This is a genomic window from Blastococcus sp. SYSU D00813 (assembly GCF_054050735.1).
In genome coordinates, this window is record NZ_JBJGZX010000017.1 from 60940 (window position 1) to 87317 (window position 26378).

Here is a 26378-nt window from a genome sequence, read left to right on the forward strand (position 1 = left end):
GGCGGCCGGGACCGGGGCGGCATGGGGTCGGCCACGCCGGCCGGTCCGCCCGCCCGTGGGTCCGGGCGGGGCACCGCCGCATGATGTCGCACCCGTGTGCCGCCCCGCCCGCGGAGGGGCCGGGCCGGACACGGCAGCGGGCCCGGGGGGACGCCCCCCGGGCCCGCCGTCGTGCGGTCGCCTGCGCTTGCGCGCGTCAGGTCACGGGGTGGTCGGGACCGTGATCTCGCCGCTGACGATCCGCTGCCGGAAGTCGTCCAGCTGCGCCTGGATGTCGTCGATCTGCCCACCGGAGGTGCTCAGGCCGACGCCCTCGCTCTCGAGGTCGTAGCGGACGTCCGTGCCGCCCTCGACGTTGCCCTCGGCGAAGTCGGTCAGGAAGGCCTGGACGCCGTTGTCGACCCGCTTGAGCATCGAGGTCATGATCACGGCCTTCTGCGCCGGGTCGTCGACCGTCTCGTACTGGTCGGAGTCGACGCCGATGGCCAGTCGCCCGGAGGCGACCGCCGCCTGGAACACGCCGGTGCCCGAGCCGCCGGCCGCGTGGTAGACGATGTCGGCGCCGCCGTCGTACATGCCCTGGGCCAGGATCTGGCCGCGGGCCGGGTCGTTGAAGCCGGAGAAGTCACCGGCCGGCGAGATGTACTCGCTGGTGATGACGATGTCCGGACGCGCCGCGCGCGCCCCGGCCTCGTAGCCGGCCTGGAACTTCTGGATCAGCGGGGACTCGACGCCACCGACGAAGCCGATCTGGCCGGTCTGGCTCTTCAGCGCGGCGGCGACGCCGGCCAGGAACGAGCCCTGCTCCTCGGCGAAGACGATGCCGGTCAGGTTGCTGATGCCCAGCTCGGTGACCTCGGAGTCGATGATCGCGAAGGTCGTGTCCGGGAAGTCCTCGGCGACCTCGCCGATCGAGTCGCCGTAGGCGAAGCCGACCGCGATGACGGGGTTGTAGCCCTGCTCGGCCAGCGTGGCCAGGCCCTCGACGCGGTCGGACCCGCCGTCGTTCGGGCTGAACTCCTGGACCTCGCCGCCGAGCTCGGCGATCGCGGCCTCGACGCCCGCGTACGCGGAGTCGTTGAACGACCGGTCGCCCCGGCCGCCGGTGTCGTAGGCGAGGCCGATGCGGAGCTCGTCGCCGCCACCGCCGCCGCCACCACCGCTGCCGCCACCGCTGCCGCTGTCGCCGCCGTCCTCGTCGCTGGCACAGCCGACGAGCGCCATGCTGCCGGCCAGCAGCAGCGCCGTCGCCCTGAGGCCTGCCTTCCTCATCCGCGCTCCGCGCACGACGTCTCTCCTCCTCTTGGGGACCGGCCCGGTGTCGCCGGGCCGGCCCGGGTGGGCTCACCCGCCGTCCGGCGTCCTCCCCGGCGGTGAGCCGGCTGGGCCGCGGACGGCGACGGGTGGAAGCTACCCGCGGGTACCGCAGGCCCCCAGGGCCGAGGAGCGGATAGAGACGCGATCGTTGCCGACCGCCGTCCGCCGGTGGGCCAGGTCACGGGCGCGGTTGCCGGGCCGGGCTAGCGTCGGTGCCGTGCGAGGGGGCGTGTGGCGGCGGGCCGGCGCGGTGCTGGCCGCGGCGGTGGTGCTGGTGAGCGGAGGCGGCCCCGCCCTGGCCGACGACCCGCCGCGGCCGACGGTCGACCCCACGGCCCCGACGCCGACCGCCCCGTACCCCGGCCTCCCGCCGCAGGGCAGCGCACCGGGCGGCGGCACCGTCGGCGGGGAGGCGCTCGACACCCGCGGCGTCGTCGTCGCCGACGGGACCCCGCCGCTGCCGGCCGGCATCGCCGCCCCCGGGTGGCTGGTCGCCGACGCGGTCTCCGGCGAGGTCCTGGCCGCGCGCGACCCGCACGGCCGGTACTACCCGGCCAGCACGCTCAAGACGCTGACCCTGCTGACCCTCGCGCCGCTGCTGGACCCGGCGCAGGTCGTGGAGGGCACCGTCGAGGACGAGCAGGTGGAGGGCAGCCGGGTCGGGCTGGTGGCCGGCGGCCGCTACCCGGTGTCGCTGCTGTTCCTCGCCCTGGTCCTGCAGTCGGGCAACGACGCGGCCAACGCGCTGGCCCGGGCCGCCGGCGGGGTCGACGCGACGCTGGCGGCGATGAACGCGACGGCGGAGGAGATCGGCGCCTTCGACACCGTCGCCGGCACGCCGTCGGGCCTGGACGTGGCCGGCCAGTCCTCCTCCCCCTACGACCTGGCCCTGGTCTTCCGCCGGCTGGTCGCCGACCCGGTCACCGCCGCGGTCCTGCGGACGCCGATCGCGCAGATGCCGCCGGTCGAGGGCCGCTCCCCCGGCTACCAGATCCAGAACCAGAACCCGCTCAGCGGCCACCCCGGCGACCTCGGCGGCAAGACGGGCTTCACCGACGCGGCGCGGCACACCTTCGTGACCGCGGCCGAGCGCGACGGGCGCCGGCTGGTGGTCAGCGTCATGGGCACCGAGAACCTGCCGCTGCGCGCCGCCGACCAGGCCGCGCTGCTGCTCGACTGGGGCTTCGCCACCGGGCCCGGCACCGAGGGCGTCGGCCGGCTGGTCGGCTCCCGCGCCGAGGCCCTGGCGACGGCGGCGGAGTCGGCGGAGGAGTCGGCGGAGGAGACGTCGTCCGCGCCCGCGACGCGCTCGGCGCCTCCGGCCGGGTCCGAGCCGGCCGCCGCCGCGACGGACGGCGGGGGCGGCGACGGCACCCCGGCGGTGGTGGGCGGTGTGCTGGTGGTCGCCGCGGCGGGCGTCGTCGCCGCCACCGTGGTCGGCCGGCGCCGGGCGGTCAGGCGCCCTCGGACGCGAAGCGACGCAGGGTCGCCGTCCACGCGGCCGTGAAGAAGGCGAAGCGGAAGACGACGTTGATCCACACCAGGACGCCGACCGCGCCGCCCAGCGCCGAGGCCGTGACGCTGTCGTCGATGAGCGACAGGTAGTAGCTGCCGACCACCTTCAGGACCTCGAACCCGGCGGCGCCGAACAGCGCACCCAGCCACAGGTCGCGCAGCCGGTGCGGCGTCCCCGGGACGACCTTGAGCAGCCACAGGAAGACGACGACGTCGCTGGCCAGCGCCAGCAGCAGCCCCAGGACCGTGGTGAGGGACGACAGCCCGGCGACGTCGTCGAGGCCGACCAGCTCCAGCGTCCACGCGGTGGCGGTCGTGGCGACGCCGGTCAGGGCCAGGCTCAGCAGGGCGACGGCGCCGAGCAGCACCAGGGCGAGCAGGTCCTGCAGGTTGTCCCGCCAGAACTCCGGCTCGTCGACCCGGCCCTTCCAGATCTGCTCCATCCCGACCCGTAGCTTGTCCATGGCCCGCAGCCCGGCGTAGACGAAGCCGACCAGGCCGATGGCACCGACCACCCCGGCCGCGCCGACGGCGCCGTCCAGCTCCTCGACGATGCTGCGGCCGGTCGACCCGGGGAAGGCCTCCCGGATGGCGTCGTAGAGCTCGCGCTGCAGCAGCGCGTCGCCGGCGAGGACCAGCCCGATGACCGAGGCGGCCAGCAGCAGCACGGGGAACAGCCCGAGGAAGGCGAAGTAGGTGACGCCGGCGGCCAGTAGGTCGCCCTGGTTGCGCTGGTAGCGACCGCCGGCGCGGGCGAGGTGGTCGAACCAGCGCCAGCGGCGCCGCAGGCCCGCGATCCCCGCCTCGCCGCGCTGCCAGGCCCGCTCGAACCAGGCGAACCGGCCCACCGGCCGCTCCGGCCCGGCGGGCGCGCCGGCGGCCGGCTCGGCCTCGACGGCCGGCGCGGGCCGGGCACGGGTGGCGCTCACCGGGCCCAGTCTGGGGCCTGGCACCGGGTGGCGCGCGAGGTGCGCCGCCCGGGGACGGCTACGGGCGCGGGCCGGTGAGCGGGTACTCGCGCGCCACGACCCAGGCGCCCGAGGGCGACTGCTCGAACTCGGTGAAGTGCTCCACGCGGAACTCCGCGTCCAGGTCCCCCAGGGCGCTGTAGGCCAGGTCGAGCATGTCGGCCGAGACGTCGTGGGCGACCGTCACGTGCGGGTGGTAGGGGTAGGTCAGCGGGCGGGCCAGGGGGCCGTTGCGGACGTCGTCGGCGAGCAGCTCGCAGGAGCCGATGCCGCGGGCGACCGCCACGAAGACCACCTCGGAGACCGGCGAGAAGGTGCCGGTGCCCGACAGGTGCATGTCGAACGGCGCGTGCCGGCGCGCGACCTCGGCCAGGTGCGTGGTGACCGCGGCCCGGTCGGCGGCGAGCACCTCGGTGGGCGGGAGCAGCGTCACGTGCGGCGGGACCAGGCCCGCCTGCGGGTCGCCGCACTTGGCCCGCCAGTCGGTGAGCAGCTGCGCCCACGGCTCGGGGATGGCGACGACGACGCCGAGGACCGCCGTCTCCGCGCGCGGGCGGCCGCGCGGGACGAAGGTGTCGTCGTTCAGGGGCGGCTGCGTCATGCGCGCGGCCCCGCGGGTGGGAGGAAGCCGACGCGGTCGTAGGCCCAGGCCACCGTCTGCCCGGCGACCTCGCGGGCCCGCGCGGCGCCGGCGGCCAGCACCCGCTCGAGCTCGGCCTGGTCGCCGAGCAGCTCCTGGGTGCGCTCGCGGATGGGGGTCACGAAGTCGACGACGACCTCGGCGAGCTCCTTCTTGAGGTCGCCGTAGCCGCGGCCGGCGAACTGCTCCTCCAGCGTGGCGACCGGGGTGCCCGACAGGGCGCTGTGGATGGTCAGCAGGTTGGTGATGCCCGGCTTGCCCACCGGGTCGGCGACGATCTCGCGGCCGGTGTCGGTGACCGCCGAGCGGATCTTCTTCGCCGTCACCTTCGGGTCGTCGAGCAGGAGCACGCAGCCGGCCGGGGGCAGGCTCTTGCTCATCTTCTTGTCCGGCGACTGCAGGTCCATGATCCGCGCGCCGCCGGCGGGGATGAGCGTCTCGGGCACGGTGAAGGTGTCGCCGAACCGGCCGTTGAACCGGACGGCCAGGTCGCGGGTGAGCTCCAGGTGCTGGCGCTGGTCCTCGCCGACCGGCACCTGGTCGGCCTGGTACACGAGGATGTCGGCGGCCTGCAGGACCGGGTAGGTGAACAAGCCCACCGAGGCGCCGGCGGTGCCCTCCCGCTGGCTCTTGTCCTTGAACTGGGTCATCCGGCTGGCCTCGCCGAAGCCGGTGAGGCACTCCAGCACCCACGACAGCTGCAGGTGCTCGGGGACGTGGCTCTGCACGAACAGCGAGCTGCGGCCCGGGTCGACGCCCAGGGCGATCAGCTGGGCGGCGGAGGCCAGGGTGTTGCGGCGCAGCTCGGCCGGGTCCTGCGGCAGCGTGATGGCGTGCAGGTCGACGACGCAGTAGAACGCCTCGGTCGTCTCCTGCAGCGCGACCCACTGGCGCAGCGCTCCGAGGTGGTTGCCGAGGTGGAACGAGCCCGCTGTCGGCTGGATGCCGGAGAGCACACGGGGAAGCGACATCAGGGGCGGTGGCACGTCGGCCATCAAACCAGCCCGTGGCCGTCCCCGGACCGCCCGTCCCGCCTCGGCCGGCGAACGGCGAGGCCGCGGAGGGCGACCCCGGTCAGCCGGTCGGCGTGGCGGCGGTGCTCCCGGCGCGGATCGCGTCCAGCGCCGCGAGCAGGACGTCGTCCTCCTCCGGCGCGCCGACCGTGACCCGGACACCCTCCCCGGCGAAGGGGCGGGTGATGACCCCGCGGGCCTCGAGCGCCGCGGCCAGCTCCGCCGTCCGCTCGCCGGTGGGCAGCCAGACGAAGTTGGCCTGGCTGTCGGGCACGTCGAAGCCGCGCTCGCGCAGGCCGGCGGTCAGCCGCTCGCGCTCGGCGACGACGGCGGCCACCCGGCGGCGCACCTCCGCCTCGCTGGCCAGCGCGGCGACCGCGGCGGCCTGGGCGACCATCGAGACGCTGAACGGCACGTGCGTGCGGCGGACGGCGTCGGCCACGGCCGGGTCCTCGGCGACCAGGTAGCCGACCCGCAGGCCGGCCAGCCCCCACGCCTTGGAGAACGTGCGCAGCACCGCGACGTTCGGCCGGCCCCGCATGAGCTCGATGCCGTCGGGGACGTCGGGGTCGGTGACGAACTCCCGGTAGGCCTCGTCGAGCACCACGAGGGTGTCGGCGGGCACGGCGTCGAGGAACCGCTCGAGCGCAGTCCGGCGGACGGCGGTGCCGGTCGGGTTGTTCGGGTTGCAGACGAACACCAGCCGGGTGTCGGCGTCGACCGCGGCGGCCAGCGCCTCGAGGTCGTGGGTGTCGGCGGGCCCGCCGGGCCGCCCGGGCACCAGCGGCACCGGCACCGACCGGGCGCCGGCCACCTGGGCCAGCAGCGGGTACATCTCGAAGCTGCGCCAGGCGAAGGCGATCGCGCTGCCCGGGTCGTTGTAGGACTGGGCCAGCTGCTGGCAGAGCATGACGGCGCCGCAGCCGGGGACGACCTGCGCCGGCTCCACGCCGTAGCGGGCGGCCAGCGCCTCGGTGAGGACGACGGCGCCGTTGTCGGGGTAGCGGTTGGTCTCGGCGGCCGCGGTGGCCAGCGCCTCGACGACGGCCGGCAGCGGCGGGAAGGCGACCTCGTTGCTGGCCAGCTTCACCGCCCGCGCCACCCCGAGCTCGCGCGCGAGGTCGGCCGGGTTGCGGCCGGGCTTGTAGGCCGGCAGCGACTGCACCGCCGGGCGTGCGCTGACCACGTCGTCCGTCCTCCCGAGGGCGGCCCGCCCCCTCACGGCGCGTGCGTCCGCTCCGCCGTCCCTAGGGTGGGCCCCATGCGCGTTCTGGTCGCCGGCGGCGCCGGCTACATCGGCAGCGTAGTCACGGCCGCCCTGCTGGAGGCCGGGCACGAGGTGACCGTGCTCGACGACCTCTCCACCGGGCACGCCGACGCCGTGCCCCCCGGCGCCCGGCTGGTGCGGGCCTCGCTGCACGAGTCGGCCCCGGTGCTGGCCGAGGTGCGGCCGGAGGCGGTGCTGCACTTCGCCGCGAAGAGCCTGGTCGGCGAGTCCCAGGTCAAGCCGGAGATCTACTGGGAGACCAACGTCGGGGGGTCGCTGGCGCTGCTCGAGGCGATGCGCGCGGTCGACTGCCGCCGGATCGTCTTCTCCTCCACCGCGGCCACCTACGGGGAGCCGGAGCAGGTGCCGATCCGCGAGGACGCCCCCACCCGGCCGACCAACACCTACGGCGCCTCCAAGCTCGCCGTCGACGCGATGCTCACCTCGTACGCCACCGCGTACGACTTCGCCGCCGTCAGCCTGCGCTACTTCAACGTGGCGGGTGCCGCCTACGGCCTGGGCGAGCGGCACACCACCGAGACCCACCTCATCCCGATCGCGCTGCAGGTGGCGGCCGGGCAGCGCGAGGCGATGACCGTCTACGGCGAGGACTACCCGACACCCGACGGCACCTGCATCCGCGACTACATCCACGTGCAGGACCTCTCCGACGCCCACCTGCTGGCGCTGACCGCACCGCAGCCGGGCGAGCACCGGGTCTACAACCTGGGCAACGGCACCGGCTTCTCGGTGCAGCAGGTGGTCGACGCCGTCCGGGAGGTCACCGGGCACCCGGTGCCGGTCGAGGTCGGGCAGCGGCGCGCCGGCGACCCGGCGCAGCTCGTGGCCAGCAGCGACCGCATCCGCGCCGACCTCGGGTGGGCGCCGCGGCACACCGACCTGGCCGGCATCGTCCGCGACGCGTGGGAGGTCGCCCGGCAGCAGCGGGGCCGCTAGGAGGAGCCGACCGTCGGTGTCGACACGTTCGCCGGGTCGACGGCCGGCGGCTGCGGCCGGGTGACCGACAGGCGCGCGATCCGCCGTCCGTCCAGCTCCAGCACGCTGAGGCGGCGCCCCTCGACCTCCACGACGTCCCCCACCTGCGGCAGCCGGCCGAGCTCGGCGAGCACGTACCCGGCGACCGTCTCGTAGGGCCCCTCGGGCAGCTGGAGGCCGGTGACCTCCGCGAAGTCGTCGAGGTTCAGCAGCCCGTCGACGTCCTGCGGCCCGCCGGGCACCTCCTCGGGCTCCGGGGCGACCTCCTCGTCGTACTCGTCGTAGATCTCCCCGATGACCTCCTCGATGAGGTCCTCGAGGGTCACGATGCCGTCGGTGCCGCCGTACTCGTCGACCACGATCGCCAGGTGCTGGTTCTCCCGGCGCATCTCCGACAGGGCGGTGAGGACGCCGGCCGTGCCGGGCAGCCGCTTCACCTCGCGCGCCAGGTCCCCGACGGTCGCGGCGCGGCCGGCCGGGTGGTTGGGCAGCAGCAGGTCGCGGATGTGCACGAAGCCGACCACGTCGTCCTGGTCGCGGCCGACGACCGGGTAGCGGGAGCGGCTGCTGTCGGCGACCTGGCGGGCCGCCCGGCTGGCGGTGAGCGAGGCGTCGAGGAAGTCGACCTCGGTGCGCGGCGTCATCACCTCGCGGACCTCGCGGTCGCCGGCGCGGAACACCTCGCCGATCAACTGGCGCTCGTCGCTGCTCAGCGACTCGTGCGCGGCCACCAGGTCGCGCAGCTCCTCCTGGCTGATCTGCTCGCCGCTTGCCTTGGGGTCCCCGCCCAGCAGCCGGACCAGGACGTTCGTGGACCTCGAGAGGAGCCAGATGACCGGCCGGAAGGCCTTGGCGATGCCGTTGAGCGGCGCGGCGACGAGCAGCGAGAAGCCCTCGGCCCGCTGCAGCGCGAGCCGCTTCGGCGTCAGCTCGCCGACGACCAGGGACAGGTAGCTGATCGCGATCGTGACCAGGACGAGGGCCAGCGTCCCGGCCAGCCCCTCCGACATCCCCCACTCCTCCAGCACGTCGGCCAGGGGGGCCGACAGGGTGCTGGCGCCGAAGGCGGCGGAGAAGAAGCCGGCGAGGGTGACGCCGACCTGGACGGCCGCCAGGAAGCGGTTGGGGTCGCTGAGCAGCTTGGACACCGCACGCCCGCGACGTCCCTCGTTCTCCGCCATCGCCCGGACCTGCGACTCGCGCAGGGAGACCAGCGCGATCTCCGCTCCCGAGAAGGCGCCGCCGATCAGGACGAAGACGACGACCATGACGATGTTGAGCCAGACGTCGCTCACCGGCGGCGCGCTCCTGTCGGTTCGGGTACGGCGGTCCCCCTCCATGCTGCCCGTCGCGGCGCCGGCTGCCCACCGGGCCCCCACCCGGACGGATCGGTCGCCCGCGCGCCCTCCTCGGCACATCGGTGGCTTTCTGTCACGGACCGATCACGGCTAGTCTCACCGAAACCACATCCGTGTAACTGGCAACTCGTGAGGTTCTCCCCGTGCACCACATGCCCGCGGGCCCGTCGCCCCTGGCCCGACTGACGGCGTTCCTGCGACGGCGGGCGGCGCTGCTGTCCGGCGCCGGCGTCTGCGCCGGGGTGGCCGTGGTCGTGCTCGCCGTCCTGGTGTTCTCCGGCGGCGGAGCGCCGGCCGACGACACGGTGACGGTGGACGCCTCGACCGACCTCGGGTCCGGCGGAGCCGACCTCGAGTCGGGCACGGTCCGGCTGGGCGTGGACGGGGAGCCCGGGACGGCGGCAGCTCCCCCGCCCGGGACGGTCCCGTCCGGGACGACCCAGCCGGGCGCGACCGCCGGCGGCAGCACTCCCCCCGGCGCCACCGCTCCCGGCTCCGCCACCGCTCCCGGCTCCACGACCGCTCCCGGTTCCGCCACCGGTACGCCGGACGGCACGACGACGCCGGGCAGCGCGACGCCGGGCAGCGCGACGCCGGCCACGCCGCCGGGCACGACCGGCGGCAGCACCCCGGGGAGCACCGCGCCCTCCGCCGGCGGCAGCCCGTCCGGCAGCGGCACCCCGCCGTCGCCGAGCGCGCCGGGTGCGCCGACCGCGACGGCCCCCACCGACGAGCCGGACCCGGGCCCGACCCCGGCGGGGGCCCCGGTGCCCGCCGGCCCGGTCGAGCAGCAGGTCCTCGCGCTGGTCAACCAGCAGCGGGCGGCCGCCGGCTGCGGGGCCGTCGTGGCCGACCCGGGCCTGGCCGCCGTCGCCCGGGCGCACAGCGCCGACATGCGCGACCGCGGCTTCTTCGACCACACGAACCCCGACGGGCTGGACCCGTTCGACCGTGCCGCCGCGGCCGGCGTCCCCGCCCGGGCGGAGAACATCGCGCGCGGGCAGGCCGACGCCGCCGCCGTCATGGCGTCGTGGATGGACAGCCCCGGCCACCGGGCCAACATCCTGGACTGCGGCCTGACCCGGCTCGGCGTCGGCGTCGCCGAGGGCGCCGGCGGCCCGTGGTGGACCCAACTGTTCGGCTGACGACGCAGACCGGCCCCCTCGCCCGGGTGGGCGAGGGGGCCGATCCGCGTTCTCGGCCTCCTTGCAGGAGGGCAGGGAGGGCCTTCCTCAGGCCATGGCCTTCTGGAGGTTGGTGTCGATGGCCGCCAGGAAGTCCTGGGTGTTGAGCCAGGCCTGGTCGCGCGAGATGAGCAGCGCGAGGTCCTTGGTCATCTGACCGCCCTCGACGGTGTCGATGCAGACCTTCTCCAGGGTCTCGGCGAACCGGGTCACCTCGGGGGTGCCGTCCAGCTTGCCGCGGTGGGCCAGGCCCCGGGTCCAGGCGAAGATCGACGCGATCGGGTTGGTCGAGGTCTGCTCCCCGCGCTGGTGCTGCCGGAAGTGGCGGGTCACCGTGCCGTGGGCGGCCTCGGCCTCGACGGTGCGGCCGTCGGGGCTCATCAGGACCGAGGTCATGAGCCCGAGCGAGCCGAAGCCCTGCGCGACGGTGTCGGACTGGACGTCGCCGTCGTAGTTCTTGCAGGCCCAGACGTAGCCGCCCTCCCACTTGAGGGACGCCGCGACCATGTCGTCGATCAGCCGGTGCTCGTAGGTGATGCCGGCCTGGTCGAACTTCTCCTTGAACTCGGCCTCGAAGACCTCCTGGAACAGGTCCTTGAACCGGCCGTCGTAGGCCTTGAGGATCGTGTTCTTGGTGGAGAGGTACACCGGGTAGTTCCGGTTGAGGCCGTAGTTCAGCGAGGCCCGCGCGAAGTCGCGGATGGACTCGTCCAGGTTGTACATCGCCAGGGCGACGCCGGCGCCGGGCGCCTGGAAGACCTCGTGCTCGATCGGCGCGGAGCCGTCGGCCGGGGTGAAGGTCACCGTCAGGGTGCCCTCGCCCGGGAAGCGGAAGTCGGTGGCCCGGTACTGGTCGCCGAAGGCGTGACGGCCGACGACGATCGGCTTGGTCCAGCCCGGCACCAGCCGCGGCACGTTCTCCATGATGATCGGCTCGCGGAAGATGACGCCGCCGAGGATGTTGCGGATGGTCCCGTTCGGGGAGCGCCACATCTTCTTGAGGCCGAACTCCTCGACCCGCGCCTCGTCCGGCGTGATGGTGGCGCACTTGACGCCCACACCGTGCTTCTTGATGGCGTTGGCGGAGTCGATCGTCACCTGGTCGTCGGTGGCGTCGCGGTGCTCGATGCCGAGGTCGTAGTACTCGAGGTTCACGTCGAGGTACGGGAGGATCAGCTGGTCCTTGATGAACTGCCAGATGATCCGGGTCATCTCGTCGCCGTCGAGCTCGACGACGGTGCCCTCGACCTTGATCTTGCTCATGTCTCCCTCTCTGCGACTCCGACCGGGTGTGGTCAGAGGTCGGCTACGTCGGCCTGCTTGGCGCGCACGGCCTCGGCCGCCTCGCGCAACCCGGCCAGCTCGCTGTCGGTCAGGTCGCCCTGGACGACCCGCCGCACTCCCTCGCGTCCGATCTCGGCCTCCACGCCGAGGTAGACGCCGGAGATGTCGTACTCGCCGTCGACCCACGCGCACACGGGCATGACGGCGCCGGAGTCCTCGATGACCGCCTTGGCCATGCGGGCGGCGGCCGCCGAGGGCGCGTAGTAGGCCGACCCGGTCTTGAGCAGAGCGACCACCTCGGCCCCGCCGTTGCGGGTCCGGGTCACGAGCTCCTCGATCCGGTCGGCGGGCAGCACGTCGGCCAGCGGCTTGCCGTCGACGGTGCAGCGCGACGGCACCGGCACCATCGTGTCGCCGTGCGACCCGAGGGTCAGGGTGCGCACCGAGGCGACGGGGACGCCGCACTCCTCGGCGACGAAGTGGCTGAACCGGGCGGTGTCGAGCATCCCGGCCTGGCCCATGACCCGGTGCTTCGGGAAGCCGGTGGCGATCTGCGCCAGCGCCGTCATCTCGTCGAGCGGGTTGGACACGACGATCACCACGGCGTCCGGCGACGTCCGGGCGACGTTCTCGGCGACCTGGCGGACGATCTTCGCGTTCGTCTCGATCAGGTCCATCCGGCTCATGCCCGGCTTGCGCGGCAGGCCGGCGGTGACCACGACGACGTCGGATCCCTCGGTGCCCTCGTAGGAACCGCCCCCGACCCCGACGACCTTGGTCTCGAAGCCCTCGATCGGGCGGGACTGGTTGATGTCGAGGGCCAGGCCCTCGGGCTTGCCCTCGACGATGTCCGTGAGGACGACGGTCTCGAAGACGTCGTACTCGGCCAGACGGAGAGCGGTGGTCGAGCCGTAGAAACCGGCACCGACGACGGTGACCTTGCCGTTCCGAGGCTGCTCTGCCATGGCGGCCAACCTAGCGTCAGAACGCACCCGCGCGCCTCAGCGGGTGCCTCAGGGGGTGCCTCAGGGGGTGCTCGGCGGGAGGACCGGGACGTTCCCGGCGTCGGCCGGGATGGCCAGCGCGACCACGACGACGGCCACCCCGACGACGGCCAGGAGGACGACGTCGACCGGCCGGCTCCGGACGGCGAGGAAGCCCACCCGGCGCACCGGCAGGAGCAGCCGCAGCACCGCCGCGGCCACGAGCGAGACGCCGATGACGACCAGCCCGCGGCGCCAGTGCTCGAACGCCACCATGGCCAGCCCGACGCCCACCGCGAGGATCACCGCGAGCAGCGGCAGCTGGCGCAGCAGTCCGGCCAGGAAGGGGCGACGGCGGTAGAGCGGCGGGCGCGTCATCGTCGTCATCGGTCGGTCGTCATCGGGGAGTGGTCGTCCGCCGTCAGGCGTGGAGCGCCGACCCGGCCGCGGCGGGGACGCCGGCGGCCCGCTCGGCGGCCAGGACGACGTTCTGCAGCAGCATCGCCCGGGTCATGGGGCCCACGCCGCCGGGGTTGGGGGCGACGTGGCCGGCGACCTCGACGACGTCCTTGGCGACGTCCCCGGCGATCTTGCCGTCGACCCGGCTCACGCCGACGTCGAGCACCGCGGCGCCGGGCTTGACCAGGTCCTTCGTCACGAGCCCGGGGACGCCGGCGGCGGCCACGACCACGTCGGCCGACCGCAGGTGGGCGGCCAGGTCGCGGGTGCCCGTGTGGCACAGGGTCACGGTCGCGTTCTCGCTGCGCCGGGTGAGCAGCAGCCCGAGCGGGCGGCCGACGGTGATGCCGCGGCCCACGACGACGACCTCCGCGCCCGCGATCGGCACGCCGTGGCGGCGCAGCAGCTCGACGATCCCGACCGGGGTGCACGGCAGCGGCCCCTCGACCCCCAGGACCAGCCGCCCGAGGTTCGTCGGGTGGAGGCCGTCGGCGTCCTTGGCCGGGTCCATCGCCTCGAGGACGGCGTACTCGTCGACCTGCTCGGGCAGCGGCAGCTGGACGATGTAGCCGGTGCACGCCGGGTCGGCGTTGAGCTCCTCGACGACGGCGAGCACGTCGGCGAGCGAGGCGGTGGCCGGCAGCTCGCGCTGGATGCTGGCGATGCCGACCTGGGCGCAGTCGGAGTGCTTGGCGTTGACGTACCAGCGGCTGCCGGGGTCGTCGCCCACCAGCAGGGTGCCCAGGCCCGGGCGGTGGCCGGCGGCGGTCAGCGCGGCCACGCGCTCGGTGAGTTCGGTCCGGATCGCGGCGGCGGTCGCCTTGCCGTCGAGGGTCGTGGCGGGCACGCCGACAGTGTGCCCGACAGGCGTCCGGCGCAGGCGTCGCGGCCCTAGGCTGGCGTGCCCGTGGGCGCCTCCCCCGCCCGCGCGACCCGCGAGGAGAGCCCATGAGCGAGCGCGACCAGTCCCCCGCCGCCCCCCGGCACGAGGCCCCGGCGCAGCCACCGGTCGACTGGCGCGAGAGCACCACGCCGGGTCTGCAGCCGGCCGGCGGGACGCCGTACTCGGGCGCCGGCGCCAGCGCGGTCGCGGCCGGGAGCGGGTCCGGCGGCGCGGGCGGTCCGTCCGGCGACGGGCGGTCGGGCACCGGCGCCCACGGGTACGCCGAGCAGAGCGAGAACTACTACACGACCCCGCAGTACTCGACCGCGCCGGTGACCGTCCGCCGCCCGGACGCGCTGGCGGCGCTGCTGCTGGTGCTGGCCGGTGTCGCCGCCGCGGTCTCGCTGGCGCTGGACTGGGCCGACGGCTCCACCGGCTGGGACCTGGTCTCCGACGGCTTCGCGGACTTCGACCCCGACCGGTGGCAGCCGCCGGTGGTCGTCCTCGCCGGCGGCGCGCTGCTGGTGCTGGGCCTGCTGAGCCTGCTGCCCGCGCGCAGCCACAAGACGCTCGGCGTCCTCGCGCTGCTGGTGACCCTGGCCGCCGCCGGTGGCGTGCTGGTGGTCCTGAACCGCTCCCGCTTCGCGTGGGACGTCTTCGAGATCGGCTTCTGGTTCGCGGCCGCCGTCCCGGTGCTCGGGCTGCTCGGCTCGCTCAAGGCGATGCTGACCGGCCCGAAGGTGCGCTAGCGGGGACGGGCGGGGTCAGGCCCGGCGGCGGCGGTCGGCCTGCATGAGGTGGACGACGATCCCCTCGTAGCCGTGCGCGACGTAGTCGGAGATGTCCGAGCAGGTGATCCGGCCCGGCAGCGGCGCCCGGTCCTCGGCCGGCAGCAGCGGCTTGCGGGACCGCGGGAGGAACGAGCGCAGCGTCCGCCGGGTGGCGGCCGTGGCCTCCCGCGCGTACTCGGCCCCGCCGACCGAGCCGTCGCTGCGCTGGTGGACGACGTCCTTCCAGACCGCGAGGGTGCAGGCGATCAGCAGGAAGAGGACCAAAGCAGCGAGCATGCCCACATCATCGGCATTCCAAACCCGTGACGGAAGGGTCCTGGTCACAGCCGTCACAGCCGACTCAGTCGGCCACCAGCGCCCCGTGTGCCCGCGCGACCTGCACGGACTGCACCAGGTCGAGCCGGGCGCCGGTGAGCTCGAACGTGAGCCAGTTCACAGCCTCGGTGACGGCGCCGCGCAGGTCCGTGCCGCGCAGCTTCACCCCCTGCAGCCGCGCGTGCCCGAGGTGCGCGCCGGTGAGGTCGCACTCGCGCAGGTCGGCGTCCGTCAGGTCCGCCTCGGTGAACCGCTGGCCGGACAGGTCCGAGCCGGAGAGGTCGACCCCGCGCAGCGAGGTCCAGCTCCAGTCGGTGTCGGTCGTGGTGAGCGGCCGCAGCGTCGCCCCGGGGAAGTGCGAGCCGGTGAGCTTGCAGCCCTCCCAGACCGCGTCGAACAGCCGGGCCCGGTCGAAGCGGCAGGAGAGGAACGCCGTCCCGCTGTGCCGTGAGCCGGCCATCCGGGCGCCGGTGAGGACGCACTCCTCGAAGACGCAGCGCCGGGTCACCAGCTCGGTGAGGTCGGCGTCGTCGAAGCGGCACCGGGTGAAGGTGACCTCGGACAGCTCGGCGCCCCACCAGTCGACCCGCGCGAGGTCGGCCTCGACGAGCACCTCCCCCGCCTCGGGTGGGCGCACGTGGGGTCTGGGCCCCGTGTAGGGGCCCGACCCGAGCTTGCGAGGGTTGGGGGGCACGGGGTCCTTCCTCAGTGGGCGAAGTGGCGGGTCCCGGTGAGGTACATCGCGACCCCGGCGGCGGCCGCGGCGGCGATGACCTCCTCGTCGCGGACGGAGCCGCCCGGCTGGACGACGGCGCGCACGCCGGCGTCCACGAGGACCTGCAGCCCGTCGGCGAAGGGGAAGAACGCGTCGGAGGCGGCGACCGAGCCGGCGGCCCGCTCCCCCGCCCGCGCGACGGCCAGGCGGGCGGAGTCGACGCGGTTGACCTGCCCCATGCCGACACCCACGGTCGCCTTGTCGTGGGCGAGCAGGATCGCGTTGCTCTTGACCGCCCGCACGCTCCGCCAGGCGAAGACGAGGTTGTCCAGCTCGGCGGCGTCCAGCGGCTCGCCCGTGGCCAGCGTCCAGCTGGTCGGGTCGTCGCCGGGGGCGTCCACCCGGTCGGCCGCCTGGAGCAGCAGGCCGCCGCTGACCGGCCGCAGCTCCGTGGCGCCGCGGGGGCCGGTGGGCAGCCGGAGGAGGCGGATGTTCTTCTTCGCCGTGAGTACCTGGACGGCGTCCTCGGTGAACGACGGCGCCACGACGACCTCGGTGAAGACGTCGGCGACCTGCTCGGCCATGGCCAGGTCGACCTCGCGGTTGGCGGCGATCACGCCGCCGAACGCCGAGACCGGGTCGCAGGCGTGGGCCTTGCGGTGGGCCGAGGCGATGTCGGGGCCGACGGCGATCCCGCAGGGGTTGGCGTGCTTGATGATCGCCACGCAGGGGTCGCGGTGGTCGTGCGCGGCCCGCCAGGCGGCGTCGGTGTCGAGGTAGTTGTTGTAGGACATCTGCTTGCCGTGCAGCTGCTCGGCGTGCGCGAGGCCGGGCTGCCCGCCGCGGTACAGCGCCGCGCCCTGGTGGGGGTTCTCGCCGTAGCGGAGGACGTCGGCGCGCTCCCAGCTCGCCGCCACCCACGCCGGGAAGACCGTGCCGTCCTCCTCGGGCGCGAGCACGCTGCCCATCCAGGAGGCCACCGCGATGTCGTAGGTGGCCGTGTGCCGGAACGCGGCGACGGCCAGCCGCTGCCGCTCGGCCAGGGTGAAGCCCCCGGCCCGCACGGCGGCGAGGACGTCGTCGTACCGGGCGGGGTCGACGACGACCGCGACCGAGGGGTGGTTCTTGGCCGCGGCGCGCACCATGGCCGGCCCGCCGATGTCGATCTGCTCGACGCACTCGTCGGGGGTGGCGCCCGAGGCCACGGTCTCGCTGAACGGGTACAGGTTCACCACGACGAGGTCGAAGGCCCGGATGTCCAGCTCCTCGAGCTGGGCGACGTGCTCGGGCTTGCGCCGGTCGGCCAGGATCCCGGCGTGCACGGCGGGGTGCAGCGTCTTCACCCGGCCGTCGAGGCACTCGGGGAAGCCGGTGACCTCCTCCACCGGGGTCACCGGGACCCCGGCCTCGGCGATCCGGCGGGCCGTCGCGCCGGTGCTGACCAACTCGACGCCGGCCTCGGCGAGCCCGCGGGCCAGCTCCTCGACGCCGCTCTTGTCGTACACGCCCAGCAGCGCGCGGCGGATGGGGGTGCGGTCGCTCATCGGGGGCTCTCCCTCGTCCTCTCGGCGGCGAGGTGCGCCACCGTGTCCACCAGGAGCGTCCGCTCCACGGCCTTGATCCGTTCGTGCAGCCGGTCCTCGTCGTCGCCGGGCAGGACCGGCACCTCGCGCTGGGCGATCACCGGGCCGGTGTCGACGCCGGCGTCGACCCAGTGCACCGTGCTGCCGGTGACCTCGGCCCCCGCGGCCAGCGCGTCGCGGACGGCGTGCGCCCCCGGGAAGGCCGGCAGCAGCGCCGGGTGGGTGTTCAGCAGCCGGCCACCGAAGGCCTCGAGCACCGCCGGGCCGACGATCTTCATGAACCCGGCCGAGACCACGAGGTCGGGCCGGTGCGCGGCGATCGCGTCGGCCAGCGCCCGGTCCCACGCGGCACGGTCGGGGTGGTCACCGAGCCGGCAGACGAAGGTGGGGACGTCGCGGCGGCGGGCGTGCTCGAGGCCGGGTGCCTCGCGGTCGGAACCGACGGCGACCACGGTTGCCGGGTAGGTCGGCTCGTCGGCGGCGTCGAGGAGCGCGGCGCACAGCGACCCGGTGCCGGAGACCAGGACGACCACGCGGGCGCGCCCGGACGGTTCGGCGGACGGCACGCGGTGATCCTAGGAGGACCGCCGTGCCCCTCCCGGCCCCGGTGCCGCACCGGGGGCCCCGGTCAGCCCCGGGCGCGCCAGCGGGTGACCGCCGCGGCGAGGGCGGCGGCGATGCCGGCCTGGGCGGCGACGGCCAGCCCGGTGGCCAGCGGCGGGGCGCCGACCTCCGCCAGCCCGCCGTCCCCCAGCACGCCCCCGCCGGCCCACGCGAGGGCCGCCGCGCCGGCGCCCATGAGCAGCCCGGCCGCCACGGCCCACAGCCCGGCGGCGACCGGGCCGCCGTCGTCGTCGGCGAGGCGACGGCCGACGACCGCCCCCGCCACGAGCCCGGCCAGCGCCGGGACGGCGAGGGAGACCAGGGCGACCAGCGGCACCGCCTGGGTGTCGGGCAGGGCGGCGAGCAGGGGCAGGGCCGGCAACGGGCCCAGCGTCACGGTGTCGGCGGAGACGAGGGTGGCCGCGCCGACGGAGAAGCCGGGGCCCGCGGCCATCCCGAGGACGGCGGCCGTGGCGTTGGGCAGGAGCAGCAGCGCGAGCCCCAGCAGGCCGACTGCGCCGGCGCCCGAGCCCCCGAGGTCGGCCGACAGCCGGGCGTAGCCGGCAGCGTCGGCGGCCACGGCGATCGCCACGATCGCGGTGCACAGCGCCACGGCGGTCAGCAGCCCGGCCGCGGCGCCGCGCAGGACGGGCCGGACAGGACCGGGGAGGCGGTCCAGGAGGTCGTCGAGGACGCCGCTCTGCCGGGCCACCCCCCAGCCGACGGCGAGGACGGCGAGGAGGGCCGCGCCCCCCACCGCCTGGAGGAGGCCGCGTCCGGGCACCCCGACGGCGACGGCGACCAGCAGGGTGACCAGCGCGTGCACGGCGACCGCGACACCCGCGACCTCCGCGGCGGCGCGGGCGCCGGTGAGGTCCCCGGCGTCCACCACCCCGCGGCCGACCCGGCTCAGCCCCCAGGCCACCGCCACCGTCAGCAGGAGGGGCGCCACCGCCAGCGGGCCGGAGTCGAGCTGGAGGCGGCCGCCGTGGGCGAGGACCCACAGCCGGCCGGCGAGCGCGGCGCAGCCCCCGACCGACAGCCCGCCGGTGGGGTCGAGGGTCTGCACCACCACCAGGGCGAGACCGAGGGCGACGAGGCCGAAGACCGACAGGGCGGCGACCGCCGCGGCGGCCAGCCACACGGGGTGCCCGGGGACCCGCCGCCCGGAGGACGTCAGACGCGACAGCAGCGGGACCACACCCCCACTATCCCGAGCCCGGGGGCCCGGCGGGCGCGGCACGCGCCGGGGAACGCGACGAGGGCCGGCGACGCGGACGTCGCCGGCCCTCGTGCGTGCCGGTGCGGTGCGTCCCCGGGAGGGGACGCGGGCGGTCAGAAGCCGCCGGTGGGGTGACCCGGGGTCGGGCCCTGGCCGGGCTGGGCCGGCGGCGGGGGCGGCGGCGAGTAGGGCTGCTGGGGCTGCCCGTACTGCTGCTGCGGGGCCTGCGGCTGGCCGAACTGCTGCGGGGCCTGCGGGGCCTGGGGGGCCTGCGGCTGGCCGTACTGCTGCGGGGCCTGGGGGGCCTGCGGCTGGCCGTACTGCTGGCCGCCGCCGAAGCCGCCGCCGGCGCCCGGGCCGCTGTGGGCCCCGGACTTGCGGGCGGCCTGGAACTGCTTCAGCTCGGGCAGCAGCTCGAGCACGGCGAGCGCCGTGATGGCGATCGCGGTGAGCAGCGTCAGGAAGGCGATGATGCTGAAGCCGACGTCGAAGACCTCCTCGACCTGGTCGTCGAGGCTCAGCGCCGAGATCCACGTGATCAGCGTGAACAGCAGGCCCAGCCCGGCGAGCCCCGCGGTGACGAAGCTGCGCGGGAAGGGCAGGCGGATCTTGGCGATGGCCGAGCCGATGGCCCACACCGCGGCGAGCAGGAAGAGGATCCACGCGAAGACCATCAGGCCGGAGGTGTAGCCGACGCTGAAGCCCTCGATGCTGTCGCTGAAGCCGTTGACCGACTCCGACTCGTCCCCGAACGGGGACTCGAAGGTGAACCACGGCAGGATCATGAAGAGGGTCAGCAGGACCCAGAGGCCGCCGATGAGCCAGTCGAACAGCTTCACCTTCGACAGGTCCAGCGAGCCGGAGCCGCCGCCCTGGCCGGCGAAGGTGGGCTGCTGGCCGTAGGCCGGCTGCTGCGGCTGCCCGTACTGCGGGGCGGCCGGCGGCTGCTGCCCGTAGGCCGGCTGCTGCGGCTGCTGCTGCGGCTGCCCGTACGGCGAGGAGCCGGCCGGCTGCTGGCCGTACCCCGGCTGCTGACCCGGGGACGGTTGCCCGAACCCTCCGGGCTGCTGGGGCGGCTGACTGCTGGTCATTGCGTCGACTCCTCTGTTGTGACGGTGGCGGACGGTGCCGCCGGTGGTGCGGACCGCGCGGGTCGGGCGGTCAGATCCCGCCGGTCGGCTGACCGGGGGTGGGGCCCTGGCCGGGCTGGCCCGGCGGGGGCGAGTACGGCTGCTGCGGCTGCCCGTACTGCTGCTGGGGGGCCTGCGGCTGGCCGTACTGCTGCTGGGGGGCCTGCGGCTGGGTGCCGAAGGCGGGCGCCTGCTGGTTCGCCCACTGCGCCGCGTTGGCGAGCCCACCGGGGAGACCCGGGCGGTTCTTGAGCTCCGGGAGCAGGCCGAGGACCGCGAAAGCGGTGATGGCGAGGGCGGTCAGGAAGGTCAGCAGCGCGAAGAAGCTGAAGTCGGGCAGGTCGAACGAGTCGATCCAGCCGATGAGGGTCAGCAGCAGCCCGAGCGCGGCGAGTCCCACCGTGACGAAGCTGCGCGGGAACGGCAGCTTCAGGTCCGTCACGGCCGGGACCAGGGCCCAGACGCCCGCCAGGAGGAACAGGATGAAGGCGGTCGTGATCGTGCCGAGGTCGAATCCGTTGACGGAGACACTCGCGCCGAACCCGAAGTCCTCCGAGTACCACGGGATGATCGCGAAGACGAGGTACAGCAACGCGCCGCCGGCGACCACGTAGTCCGCCAGCTTGAGCCGCTTGACGTCGAAGGTCAGCTGACCGCCGGTGCCGGCCGGCTGGGCGTACGGGTTCTGCCCGTGCCCCGGCTGCGGCTGGCCGTAGGGCTGCTGCGGCGGCTGCTGCCCGTAGCCGGGCTGCGGCTGGCCGTACTGGGGAGAGCCGGCCGGCTGGCCGTACCCGGGCTGCTGGCCGGGAGCGGGCTGCCCGTAGCCACCCGGCTGCTGAGGCGGCTGACTGCCTGTCATCGGTCAACTCTTCTCTGTGATAGCGCCCTGGTCGCAGGGATGCTGGCCCGTCGATGTTGACGCACGCAACCTCGCCACGCCTAGTGCTCCCCCGCGAGGGTCGGTTTCGTGACCCGGCCGCAACACGGCCCGGTCCCCCGCGGTCAGTCGAAGTCCTCCGCGCAGGAGCCGTAGAACCCCTCGTCGGTCCGCGCGCCGCAGCTGCTGCCGTAGTCCTCGTAGTCGCCGCCGATCGGGCTCTCGAAGTACAGCTGGTCGCACTGCTCCAGGTCGCCGTCCGCGCAGTCGCGCGCGAGGCCGTCCAGGTACGGGTCGTAGTCGAGGTCGGACTCGTCGACCGGGACGGGACCGGCGCCCGAGCCGGACCGGAAGACGCCGCCGTCCTCCCCCGTGTCGACCAGGCCCGACAGCACCAGTCCCGCCGCACCGACCGTGGCCACCGCGACGACCGCGCCGGCGACCGCCCATCCCGGGCCCCGGCCGGGGACCTCCGGCCGGCCCGGCCGCGGCTGGGCCAGCACCCGCCCGACGGCGAGCTCGGCGACCCGCCGCTCCCCCGCCTGGTACCAGCGCCGGGACGGTCCCACGACCGCGAGACCCGCGACGCCTGCGCCCACCGCGGCGAGACCGGCGGCCAGCCCGATGCGCAGGCCCTGCACCTCGTCGGCCAGCACGCCGCCGACGAGGACGGCGGCGGCGGCGACCGCCAGCGCCGCGCCCGCGGCGCACAGCAGGACGCCGCCGCGGCCGAGCAGGGCGGCGGCCGACCCGCCGACCAGCGCGGCGACCAGCGGCACCGCCAGCATGGCCGTGACGGCGTCCACGTCCGTCGCCAGCCAGCCGGCCTCGACCAGCGCGTCCCCGGCCCCCCCGACCGCCACCGCGACCAGGACGCCGACGACGGCGAGCAGGCCGAGGACGGCGGCGACGACGACCGAGGGGGGCGGGACCGGCAGCGGAGCGGCCGGCCGGCCGGCGTCGCCGGTGGGCGGCCAGCCGGCCGCCGACGGCTGCGCGACCGGAGCGGGCTGCGCCTGCCACGGGGCCGGCTGCTCGGGCCGGCCGGGAGCCGGCGCGTACGGGGCGGGGTAGGGCTCCCAGACCGGCTGCTCCCCCACCGACGTGGTCCAGGCCTGGGATCCGTCGCGGTCGGACGGGGAGCTCATCGCGCACCTCCGGCGGTACGGGCGCGGACGGCGTCGACCACCGGCGCGAGGACCAGCGGCACCACCGCGGCCAGCCCGAGCCACGTCGCGACGAGCACCAGCACGGTGCCGGCGCCGGAGCTCGCGTCGTAGTCGGTGTCGCCGAACCCGCCGGTCTCCCAGGACGCCACGAAGCTGTCGACGAAGGGGCCGAGCATCCAGCCGACCGCGACCGCGGCGCCGGCGGCCACGGCGCCGACCGCGGCGGCCGCGGTCCGCAACCGCACGACCCAGCGGGAGACGACGAGCAGGACGCCGGCGACGAGGAGCGCGGCCGCCGCCAGCAGGACCGGGATCGCCCACCGCACCGGGGTCTGCGGGCCGTCGTCGGCGCTCCCCCACCCGTCGGTGCGGAACGCCTCCTCGCCGTCGATCGCCAGGGAGTAGAGCGTGAGGAACGGCGCGACCGCCGTCAGGCCGCCGGCGACCGCCAGCAGGCCGCCCGCCGCCAGGCGCAGCACGCCCGCCACGTCCACCGGCCGCCGTGCAGCGGCCGGCGCGGGCGCGGCGGCGTCCCACGTCACGGACGGGACGACGGCGGTCGCGCCCGGCTGCCCGGGCGGCTGCCAGGCCGGTACGGGGCCGGTCACGCGCCGGCTCCGATCGTGGCGAGCACCCGGGCCCGGCCGCGCCGCGCGGTGACCGCGGCGGCCAGCGCGAGCCCGACGGCCACGAGCAGCACGATCGGCGCCGGTCCCCACCGGGTGACGATCCCCTCGCCGGTGCGGTGGGCCGAGACGTCCGAGACCCCGACCACGACGAGCACCGCGGTCAGCGCCGCGAGCACCCCGGCGCCCCCGGCGGCGAGCTGCTGGGCGGCGGCACCCCAGCCGCCGGGCCGGTCCGAGCGCGCCGCGAGCAGGGCGGCGACGGCCGCCGCCGTCAGCAGCACCGCGGCCAGCACCGCCGGACCGGCCCACGCCAGGGCGTCGGTGGGGCTGCCCTCGAAGCTCTCCCGCAGCTGGTCGCCGGTGCCCAGGCGGACGACGGTCTGGTACTCCTCGCCCTCGGAGAAGTAGCTGGTGCGGTCCAGGCTCGTGCCGACCGAGGTCAGGGCGGCGACCGCCGCGGCCACGGCGAGCGCAGCCGACACCTGGCGCACGCCCACCGGCCGGACGACGCGCACCACGCCGTCCGCCCCCGGACCGGACACGGCGTCCACCGTCACGTCCGCCGTCACGTCCGCACCCTCGTCCCGCTGCCCACCGTCGGTCCCCGTCCTCCTCCCCGCGTCCGGCGCACGGCCGCGACCTTCCTACTGGAACGGGTCCGGCCGGTGCCGGTGGCTCGCCGCGAGACGCCGCTGCCCCGGTCCTCCGCGGCCGACCGGGGCAGCGGGCGGCTGGTCGCCGGGGATCAGGCGCCGACGATCTCCCGCATGAGGCGCGCGGTCTCCGACGGGGTCTTGCCGACCCGGACACCGGCGGCCTCGAGGGCCTCCTTCTTCGCCTGCGCGGTGCCGGCCGAGCCGGAGACGATGGCGCCGGCGTGGCCCATCGTCTTGCCCTCGGGCGCGGTGAAGCCGGCGACGTAGCCGACGACCGGCTTGGTGACGTTGGCCTGGATGAAGTCGGCGGCGCGCTCCTCGGCGTCCCCGCCGATCTCGCCGATCATCACGATGGCCTCGGTCTCCGGGTCGTCCTGGAAGGCCTGCAGGCAGTCGATGTGGGTGGTGCCGATGACCGGGTCGCCGCCGATGCCGACGCAGGTCGAGAACCCGATGTCCCGGAGCTCGTACATCATCTGGTAGGTCAGCGTGCCCGACTTGCTGACCAGGCCGATCTTGCCCTGCTTGGTGATGTTGGCCGGGATGATGCCGGCGTTCGAGCGTCCGGGGCTGATCAGCCCGGGGCAGTTCGGGCCGATGATCCGGGTCGCGCCGCCCTGGGCGTGCGCCCACACGTAGGTGGAGTCGTGCACCGGGATGCCCTCGGTGATCACGACGGCGAGCCCGATCTGGGCGTCGACGGCCTCGATCGTGGCGGCCTTGGCGCCGGCCGGCGGCACGAAGATGACGCTGACGTCGGCGCCGGTCTCCTTCATGGCGTCGGCGACCGAACCGAAGACCGGGACGCTGGCGCCGTCGAAGTCGACGCTCTGGCCGGCCTTCTTCGGGTTCACGCCGCCGACGATCGCGGTGCCGGAGGCCAGCATCCGCTGGGTGTGCTTGCGCCCCTCGGAGCCGGTCATGCCCTGGACGATGACCTTGCTGTTCTCGTTGAGGAAGATCGACATTTCACAGAATCCTGTCTCGGAAGTGGGGCGCCGGTGGCCCCGTCCAGAGGCTCGTCCCGAGCCTGCGAGGGATGAGGGGGACGGGGTCCTTGCTCAGGCGGCGGCGAGCTCGGCGGCCCGGCGCGCGGCGCCGTCCATCGTGTCCACCACGGTCACCAGCGGGTGGTCGGCCTCGGCGAGGATCCGCCGGCCCTCCTCCACGTTGTTGCCGTCGAGCCGGACGACCAGCGGCTTGGTCGCCTCGTCGCCCAGGATGCCCAGGGCGCTGACGATGCCGTTCGCGACGGCGTCGCAGGCGGTGATCCCGCCGAAGACGTTGACGAAGACGCTCTTCACGGCCGGGTCGGAGAGGATGATCTCCAGGCCGTTGGCCATGACCTCGGCCGAGGCGCCACCGCCGATGTCGAGGAAGTTGGCCGGCTTGACGCCGCCGAACTCCTCACCGGCGTAGGCGACGACGTCCAGGGTGCTCATCACCAGGCCGGCGCCGTTGCCGATGATGCCGACCTCGCCCTCGAGCTTGACGTAGTTGAGGTCCTTCTCCTTGGCCCGCGCCTCGAGCGGGTCCGCGGCGGCGGTGTCCTCCAGCGCCTCGTGCGCCTCGTGCCGGAAGCGGGCGTTCTCGTCGAGGGTCACCTTCGCGTCCAGCGCGAGGACGGTGCCGTCGGGCGCCTTGGCCAGCGGGTTCACCTCGACCAGCGTGGCGTCCTCCTGCTGGAAGACCTCCCACAGCTGGACGGCGATCGCGATGACCTGGTCGCGCACCTCGGCCGGGAAGTTCGCGGCGTCGACGATCTCGGCGGCCTTCTGCGCGTCGACGCCGACGGTCGCGTCGACGGGGATGCGGGCCAGGGCCTCGGGCCGCTCGACGGCGAGCTGCTCGATCTCCATGCCGCCCTCCTTCGAGGCCATGGCCAGGAAGGTGCGGTTGGCGCGGTCGAGCAGGTAGGAGAAGTAGTACTCCTCGGCGATGTCGGACGCCTGGGCGACCATCACGCGGTGGGTGATGTGGCCCTTGATGTCCAGGCCGAGGATGTCCTGCGCGCGGGCCCGGGCCTCGTCGGCGTCGGCCGCGAGCTTGACGCCGCCGGCCTTCCCACGCCCACCGGTCTTCACCTGCGCCTTGACGACGACCTGGCTGCCGATCTCGCGGGCGATCGCCTCCGCCTGCTCCGGCGTCTCCGCCACACCACCGGGGAGCACGGGGACGCCGTGCGAGGCCAACAGGTCACGGGCCTGGTACTCGAAGAGATCCACGAGCAGGCACCGTAGCCCGCCCGTAACCCCGTCGTCTCCCCGGCGTTCTGGGGGGTGGGCGGCATCACAGGCCGGCCACCCGCCCGAGGCCCCCCACGACGAGGAGCGCCCGCGTGCGCCGGCCGGCGACCGTCCTGCTCACCGCCCTGCTCGGGGCGGGGGTGGCCGCCGCGGTGGCCCCACCGGCCGCGGACGTCGTCCCGCGCGACCTCACCGTCACCGTGACGGCGCTGGGGACCGCGGGACGCGCCTGCTCGATCGACGCCGACCTCGACCTCCCACCCGGCGCCTCGCGCGGCCGGCCGGTCCCCGCCGCGCCGGCCGCAGCTGACGCAGCCGGTCACCGGGTGAGCCGGTCCTCCCCGCGGTCCCGGTCGCCGGCGGCGCGCAGCCAGGCGACGACGTCGTCCGGCGGCGTCCCGGGCGGGAACGCGCGGGCGCCGTCGGGCAGGCCGCCGTCGTCCCCGGCCCCCAGCAGGAACCCCGCGACGTCGTCGGCCCCCTGGGGGGGGGGGGGGGGGGGGGGGGGGGGGGGGGGGGGGGGGGGGGGGGGGGGGGGGGGGGGGGGGGGGGGGGGGGTGGGGTGGATAGGGGGG

26 protein-coding genes are annotated in these 26378 nt (G+C 75.3%); 4 read left to right on the forward strand and 22 right to left on the reverse strand.

Annotated elements, in window-relative coordinates; all coding sequences use genetic code 11:
- Positions 1-201: 201 nt before the first annotated feature.
- Positions 202-1272 (reverse strand): BMP family lipoprotein, encoded by a 1071-nt coding sequence (locus ACI8AX_RS13590; RefSeq protein WP_456550357.1) that lies wholly within the window; start codon positions 1270-1272, stop codon positions 202-204.
- A 262-nt stretch (positions 1273-1534) separates the two neighbouring features.
- Between ACI8AX_RS13590 and ACI8AX_RS13595 the strand changes: the two genes are divergently transcribed.
- Positions 1535-2824, forward strand: a complete 1290-nt coding sequence (locus ACI8AX_RS13595) for a D-alanyl-D-alanine carboxypeptidase family protein (RefSeq protein ID WP_456550358.1) — start codon at positions 1535-1537, stop codon at positions 2822-2824.
- Here ACI8AX_RS13595 and ACI8AX_RS13600 read toward each other — a convergent pair.
- The 4 genes from ACI8AX_RS13600 to hisC form a co-directional block, all read right to left on the reverse strand.
- Positions 2772-3761, reverse strand: a complete 990-nt coding sequence (locus tag ACI8AX_RS13600; protein ID WP_456550359.1) for a YihY/virulence factor BrkB family protein — start codon at positions 3759-3761, stop codon at positions 2772-2774. The genes ACI8AX_RS13595 and ACI8AX_RS13600 overlap by 53 nt on opposite strands.
- A 58-nt stretch (positions 3762-3819) precedes the next feature.
- The gene (locus ACI8AX_RS13605) at positions 3820-4401 is read right to left on the reverse strand and encodes a 2'-5' RNA ligase family protein (protein WP_456550360.1); all 582 of its coding nucleotides are present in this window, start codon (positions 4399-4401) and stop codon (positions 3820-3822) included.
- The gene (gene trpS / locus ACI8AX_RS13610) at positions 4398-5411 is read right to left on the reverse strand and encodes a tryptophan--tRNA ligase (protein ID WP_456550361.1); all 1014 of its coding nucleotides are present in this window, start codon (positions 5409-5411) and stop codon (positions 4398-4400) included. The genes ACI8AX_RS13605 and trpS overlap by 4 nt, the downstream gene beginning before the upstream one ends.
- Before the next feature lie 103 nt (positions 5412-5514).
- Positions 5515-6639 (reverse strand): histidinol-phosphate transaminase, encoded by a 1125-nt coding sequence (gene hisC, locus ACI8AX_RS13615; protein ID WP_456550362.1) that lies wholly within the window; start codon positions 6637-6639, stop codon positions 5515-5517.
- A gap of 75 nt (positions 6640-6714) precedes the next feature.
- Here hisC and galE point away from each other — a divergent pair, with 75 nt between their 5' ends.
- Complete coding sequence (galE, locus tag ACI8AX_RS13620; protein WP_456550363.1) at positions 6715-7677, forward strand: UDP-glucose 4-epimerase GalE; 963 nt, start codon at positions 6715-6717, stop codon at positions 7675-7677.
- On the opposite strand, the gene ACI8AX_RS13625 is transcribed toward galE, so the two are convergent.
- Positions 7674-9011, reverse strand: coding sequence for a hemolysin family protein (locus ACI8AX_RS13625; protein ID WP_456550364.1), 1338 nt, complete (start codon positions 9009-9011; stop codon positions 7674-7676). The genes galE and ACI8AX_RS13625 overlap by 4 nt on opposite strands.
- 215 nt (positions 9012-9226) lie before the next feature.
- On the opposite strand from ACI8AX_RS13625, the gene ACI8AX_RS13630 reads away from it, so the two are divergent.
- Entirely contained in the window at positions 9227-10219 is a 993-nt protein-coding gene (locus tag ACI8AX_RS13630) for a CAP domain-containing protein (RefSeq protein ID WP_456550384.1), read from the forward strand.
- A gap of 87 nt (positions 10220-10306) precedes the next feature.
- Here the strand turns inward: ACI8AX_RS13630 and ACI8AX_RS13635 are convergent, their stop codons facing one another.
- From ACI8AX_RS13635 to ACI8AX_RS13650, 4 genes are read right to left on the reverse strand one after another with little or no spacing between them, the layout of a single operon-like run.
- Positions 10307-11521 carry an NADP-dependent isocitrate dehydrogenase gene (locus tag ACI8AX_RS13635; protein ID WP_456550365.1) on the reverse strand — a complete coding sequence of 405 codons (1215 nt, stop codon included), beginning with the start codon at positions 11519-11521 and terminating at the stop codon, positions 10307-10309.
- Positions 11522-11553: 32 nt separating this feature from the next.
- The gene (gene mdh / locus ACI8AX_RS13640) at positions 11554-12507 is read right to left on the reverse strand and encodes a malate dehydrogenase (RefSeq protein ID WP_456550366.1); all 954 of its coding nucleotides are present in this window, start codon (positions 12505-12507) and stop codon (positions 11554-11556) included.
- Between the two features lie 60 nt (positions 12508-12567).
- Entirely contained in the window at positions 12568-12912 is a 345-nt protein-coding gene (locus tag ACI8AX_RS13645; protein ID WP_456550367.1) for a DUF3017 domain-containing protein, read from the reverse strand.
- Between the two features lie 34 nt (positions 12913-12946).
- Complete coding sequence (locus ACI8AX_RS13650; RefSeq protein WP_456550368.1) at positions 12947-13831, reverse strand: bifunctional methylenetetrahydrofolate dehydrogenase/methenyltetrahydrofolate cyclohydrolase; 885 nt, start codon at positions 13829-13831, stop codon at positions 12947-12949.
- Positions 13832-13932: 101 nt separating this feature from the next.
- On the opposite strand from ACI8AX_RS13650, the gene ACI8AX_RS13655 reads away from it, so the two are divergent.
- Positions 13933-14616, forward strand: a complete 684-nt coding sequence (locus tag ACI8AX_RS13655) for a hypothetical protein (RefSeq protein WP_456550369.1) — start codon at positions 13933-13935, stop codon at positions 14614-14616.
- Between the two features lie 15 nt (positions 14617-14631).
- Here ACI8AX_RS13655 and ACI8AX_RS13660 read toward each other — a convergent pair whose 3' ends face one another.
- The 12 genes from ACI8AX_RS13660 to sucC form a co-directional block, all read right to left on the reverse strand.
- Positions 14632-14934, reverse strand: coding sequence for a hypothetical protein (locus ACI8AX_RS13660; RefSeq protein ID WP_456550370.1), 303 nt, complete (start codon positions 14932-14934; stop codon positions 14632-14634).
- Between the two features lie 64 nt (positions 14935-14998).
- Complete coding sequence (locus ACI8AX_RS13665) at positions 14999-15610, reverse strand: pentapeptide repeat-containing protein (RefSeq protein WP_456550371.1); 612 nt, start codon at positions 15608-15610, stop codon at positions 14999-15001.
- Between the two features lie 68 nt (positions 15611-15678).
- The gene (gene purH, locus ACI8AX_RS13670) at positions 15679-17232 is read right to left on the reverse strand and encodes a bifunctional phosphoribosylaminoimidazolecarboxamide formyltransferase/IMP cyclohydrolase (protein WP_456550372.1); all 1554 of its coding nucleotides are present in this window, start codon (positions 17230-17232) and stop codon (positions 15679-15681) included.
- Positions 17229-17837 (reverse strand): phosphoribosylglycinamide formyltransferase, encoded by a 609-nt coding sequence (gene purN / locus ACI8AX_RS13675; protein ID WP_456550373.1) that lies wholly within the window; start codon positions 17835-17837, stop codon positions 17229-17231. Before purN ends, purH begins: the two co-directional genes overlap by 4 nt.
- 62 nt (positions 17838-17899) lie before the next feature.
- Positions 17900-19075, reverse strand: a complete 1176-nt coding sequence (locus ACI8AX_RS13680; RefSeq protein WP_456550374.1) for a cell division protein PerM — start codon at positions 19073-19075, stop codon at positions 17900-17902.
- Between the two features lie 134 nt (positions 19076-19209).
- On the reverse strand, positions 19210-20187 hold the full coding sequence (locus ACI8AX_RS13685) for a hypothetical protein (protein ID WP_456550375.1): 978 nt from the start codon (positions 20185-20187) through the stop codon (positions 19210-19212).
- A 70-nt stretch (positions 20188-20257) separates the two neighbouring features.
- Positions 20258-21085: a hypothetical protein gene (locus ACI8AX_RS13690; protein WP_456550376.1), complete on the reverse strand. Its 828-nt coding sequence runs from the start codon at positions 21083-21085 to the stop codon at positions 20258-20260.
- A gap of 143 nt (positions 21086-21228) precedes the next feature.
- Positions 21229-22251 carry a hypothetical protein gene (locus ACI8AX_RS13695; protein ID WP_456550377.1) on the reverse strand — a complete coding sequence of 341 codons (1023 nt, stop codon included), beginning with the start codon at positions 22249-22251 and terminating at the stop codon, positions 21229-21231.
- Complete coding sequence (locus ACI8AX_RS13700) at positions 22248-22880, reverse strand: hypothetical protein (protein WP_456550378.1); 633 nt, start codon at positions 22878-22880, stop codon at positions 22248-22250. The genes ACI8AX_RS13695 and ACI8AX_RS13700 overlap by 4 nt, the downstream gene beginning before the upstream one ends.
- Positions 22877-23470, reverse strand: coding sequence for a hypothetical protein (locus ACI8AX_RS13705; protein WP_456550379.1), 594 nt, complete (start codon positions 23468-23470; stop codon positions 22877-22879). The genes ACI8AX_RS13700 and ACI8AX_RS13705 overlap by 4 nt, the downstream gene beginning before the upstream one ends.
- A 176-nt stretch (positions 23471-23646) precedes the next feature.
- Positions 23647-24525, reverse strand: coding sequence for a succinate--CoA ligase subunit alpha (sucD, locus tag ACI8AX_RS13710; RefSeq protein ID WP_456550380.1), 879 nt, complete (start codon positions 24523-24525; stop codon positions 23647-23649).
- Positions 24526-24618: 93 nt separating this feature from the next.
- Positions 24619-25782: an ADP-forming succinate--CoA ligase subunit beta gene (sucC, locus tag ACI8AX_RS13715; RefSeq protein WP_456550381.1), complete on the reverse strand. Its 1164-nt coding sequence runs from the start codon at positions 25780-25782 to the stop codon at positions 24619-24621.
- Between the last annotated feature and the right edge of the window lie 596 nt (positions 25783-26378).

What these genes read in the sequence shown, in the direction of transcription:
- ACI8AX_RS13590 (WP_456550357.1), bottom strand. Translation starts at nt 1,272, where the DNA reads ATGAGGAAGGCAGGCCTCAGGGCGACGGCGCTGCTGCTGGCCGGCAGC.
- ACI8AX_RS13605 (WP_456550360.1), bottom strand. Translation starts at nt 4,401, where the DNA reads ATGACGCAGCCGCCCCTGAACGACGACACCTTCGTCCCGCGCGGCCGC.
- trpS (WP_456550361.1), bottom strand. Translation starts at nt 5,411, where the DNA reads ATGTCGCTTCCCCGTGTGCTCTCCGGCATCCAGCCGACAGCGGGCTCG.
- galE (WP_456550363.1), top strand. Translation starts at nt 6,715, where the DNA reads ATGCGCGTTCTGGTCGCCGGCGGCGCCGGCTACATCGGCAGCGTAGTC.
- ACI8AX_RS13630 (WP_456550384.1), top strand. Translation starts at nt 9,227, where the DNA reads ATGCCCGCGGGCCCGTCGCCCCTGGCCCGACTGACGGCGTTCCTGCGA.
- ACI8AX_RS13635 (WP_456550365.1), bottom strand. Translation starts at nt 11,521, where the DNA reads ATGAGCAAGATCAAGGTCGAGGGCACCGTCGTCGAGCTCGACGGCGAC.
- mdh (WP_456550366.1), bottom strand. Translation starts at nt 12,507, where the DNA reads ATGGCAGAGCAGCCTCGGAACGGCAAGGTCACCGTCGTCGGTGCCGGT.
- ACI8AX_RS13645 (WP_456550367.1), bottom strand. Translation starts at nt 12,912, where the DNA reads ATGACGACGATGACGCGCCCGCCGCTCTACCGCCGTCGCCCCTTCCTG.
- ACI8AX_RS13655 (WP_456550369.1), top strand. Translation starts at nt 13,933, where the DNA reads ATGAGCGAGCGCGACCAGTCCCCCGCCGCCCCCCGGCACGAGGCCCCG.
- ACI8AX_RS13660 (WP_456550370.1), bottom strand. Translation starts at nt 14,934, where the DNA reads ATGCTCGCTGCTTTGGTCCTCTTCCTGCTGATCGCCTGCACCCTCGCG.
- purH (WP_456550372.1), bottom strand. Translation starts at nt 17,232, where the DNA reads ATGAGCGACCGCACCCCCATCCGCCGCGCGCTGCTGGGCGTGTACGAC.
- ACI8AX_RS13685 (WP_456550375.1), bottom strand. Translation starts at nt 20,187, where the DNA reads ATGACCAGCAGTCAGCCGCCCCAGCAGCCCGGAGGGTTCGGGCAACCG.
- ACI8AX_RS13690 (WP_456550376.1), bottom strand. Translation starts at nt 21,085, where the DNA reads ATGACAGGCAGTCAGCCGCCTCAGCAGCCGGGTGGCTACGGGCAGCCC.
- ACI8AX_RS13695 (WP_456550377.1), bottom strand. Translation starts at nt 22,251, where the DNA reads ATGAGCTCCCCGTCCGACCGCGACGGATCCCAGGCCTGGACCACGTCG.
- sucD (WP_456550380.1), bottom strand. Translation starts at nt 24,525, where the DNA reads ATGTCGATCTTCCTCAACGAGAACAGCAAGGTCATCGTCCAGGGCATG.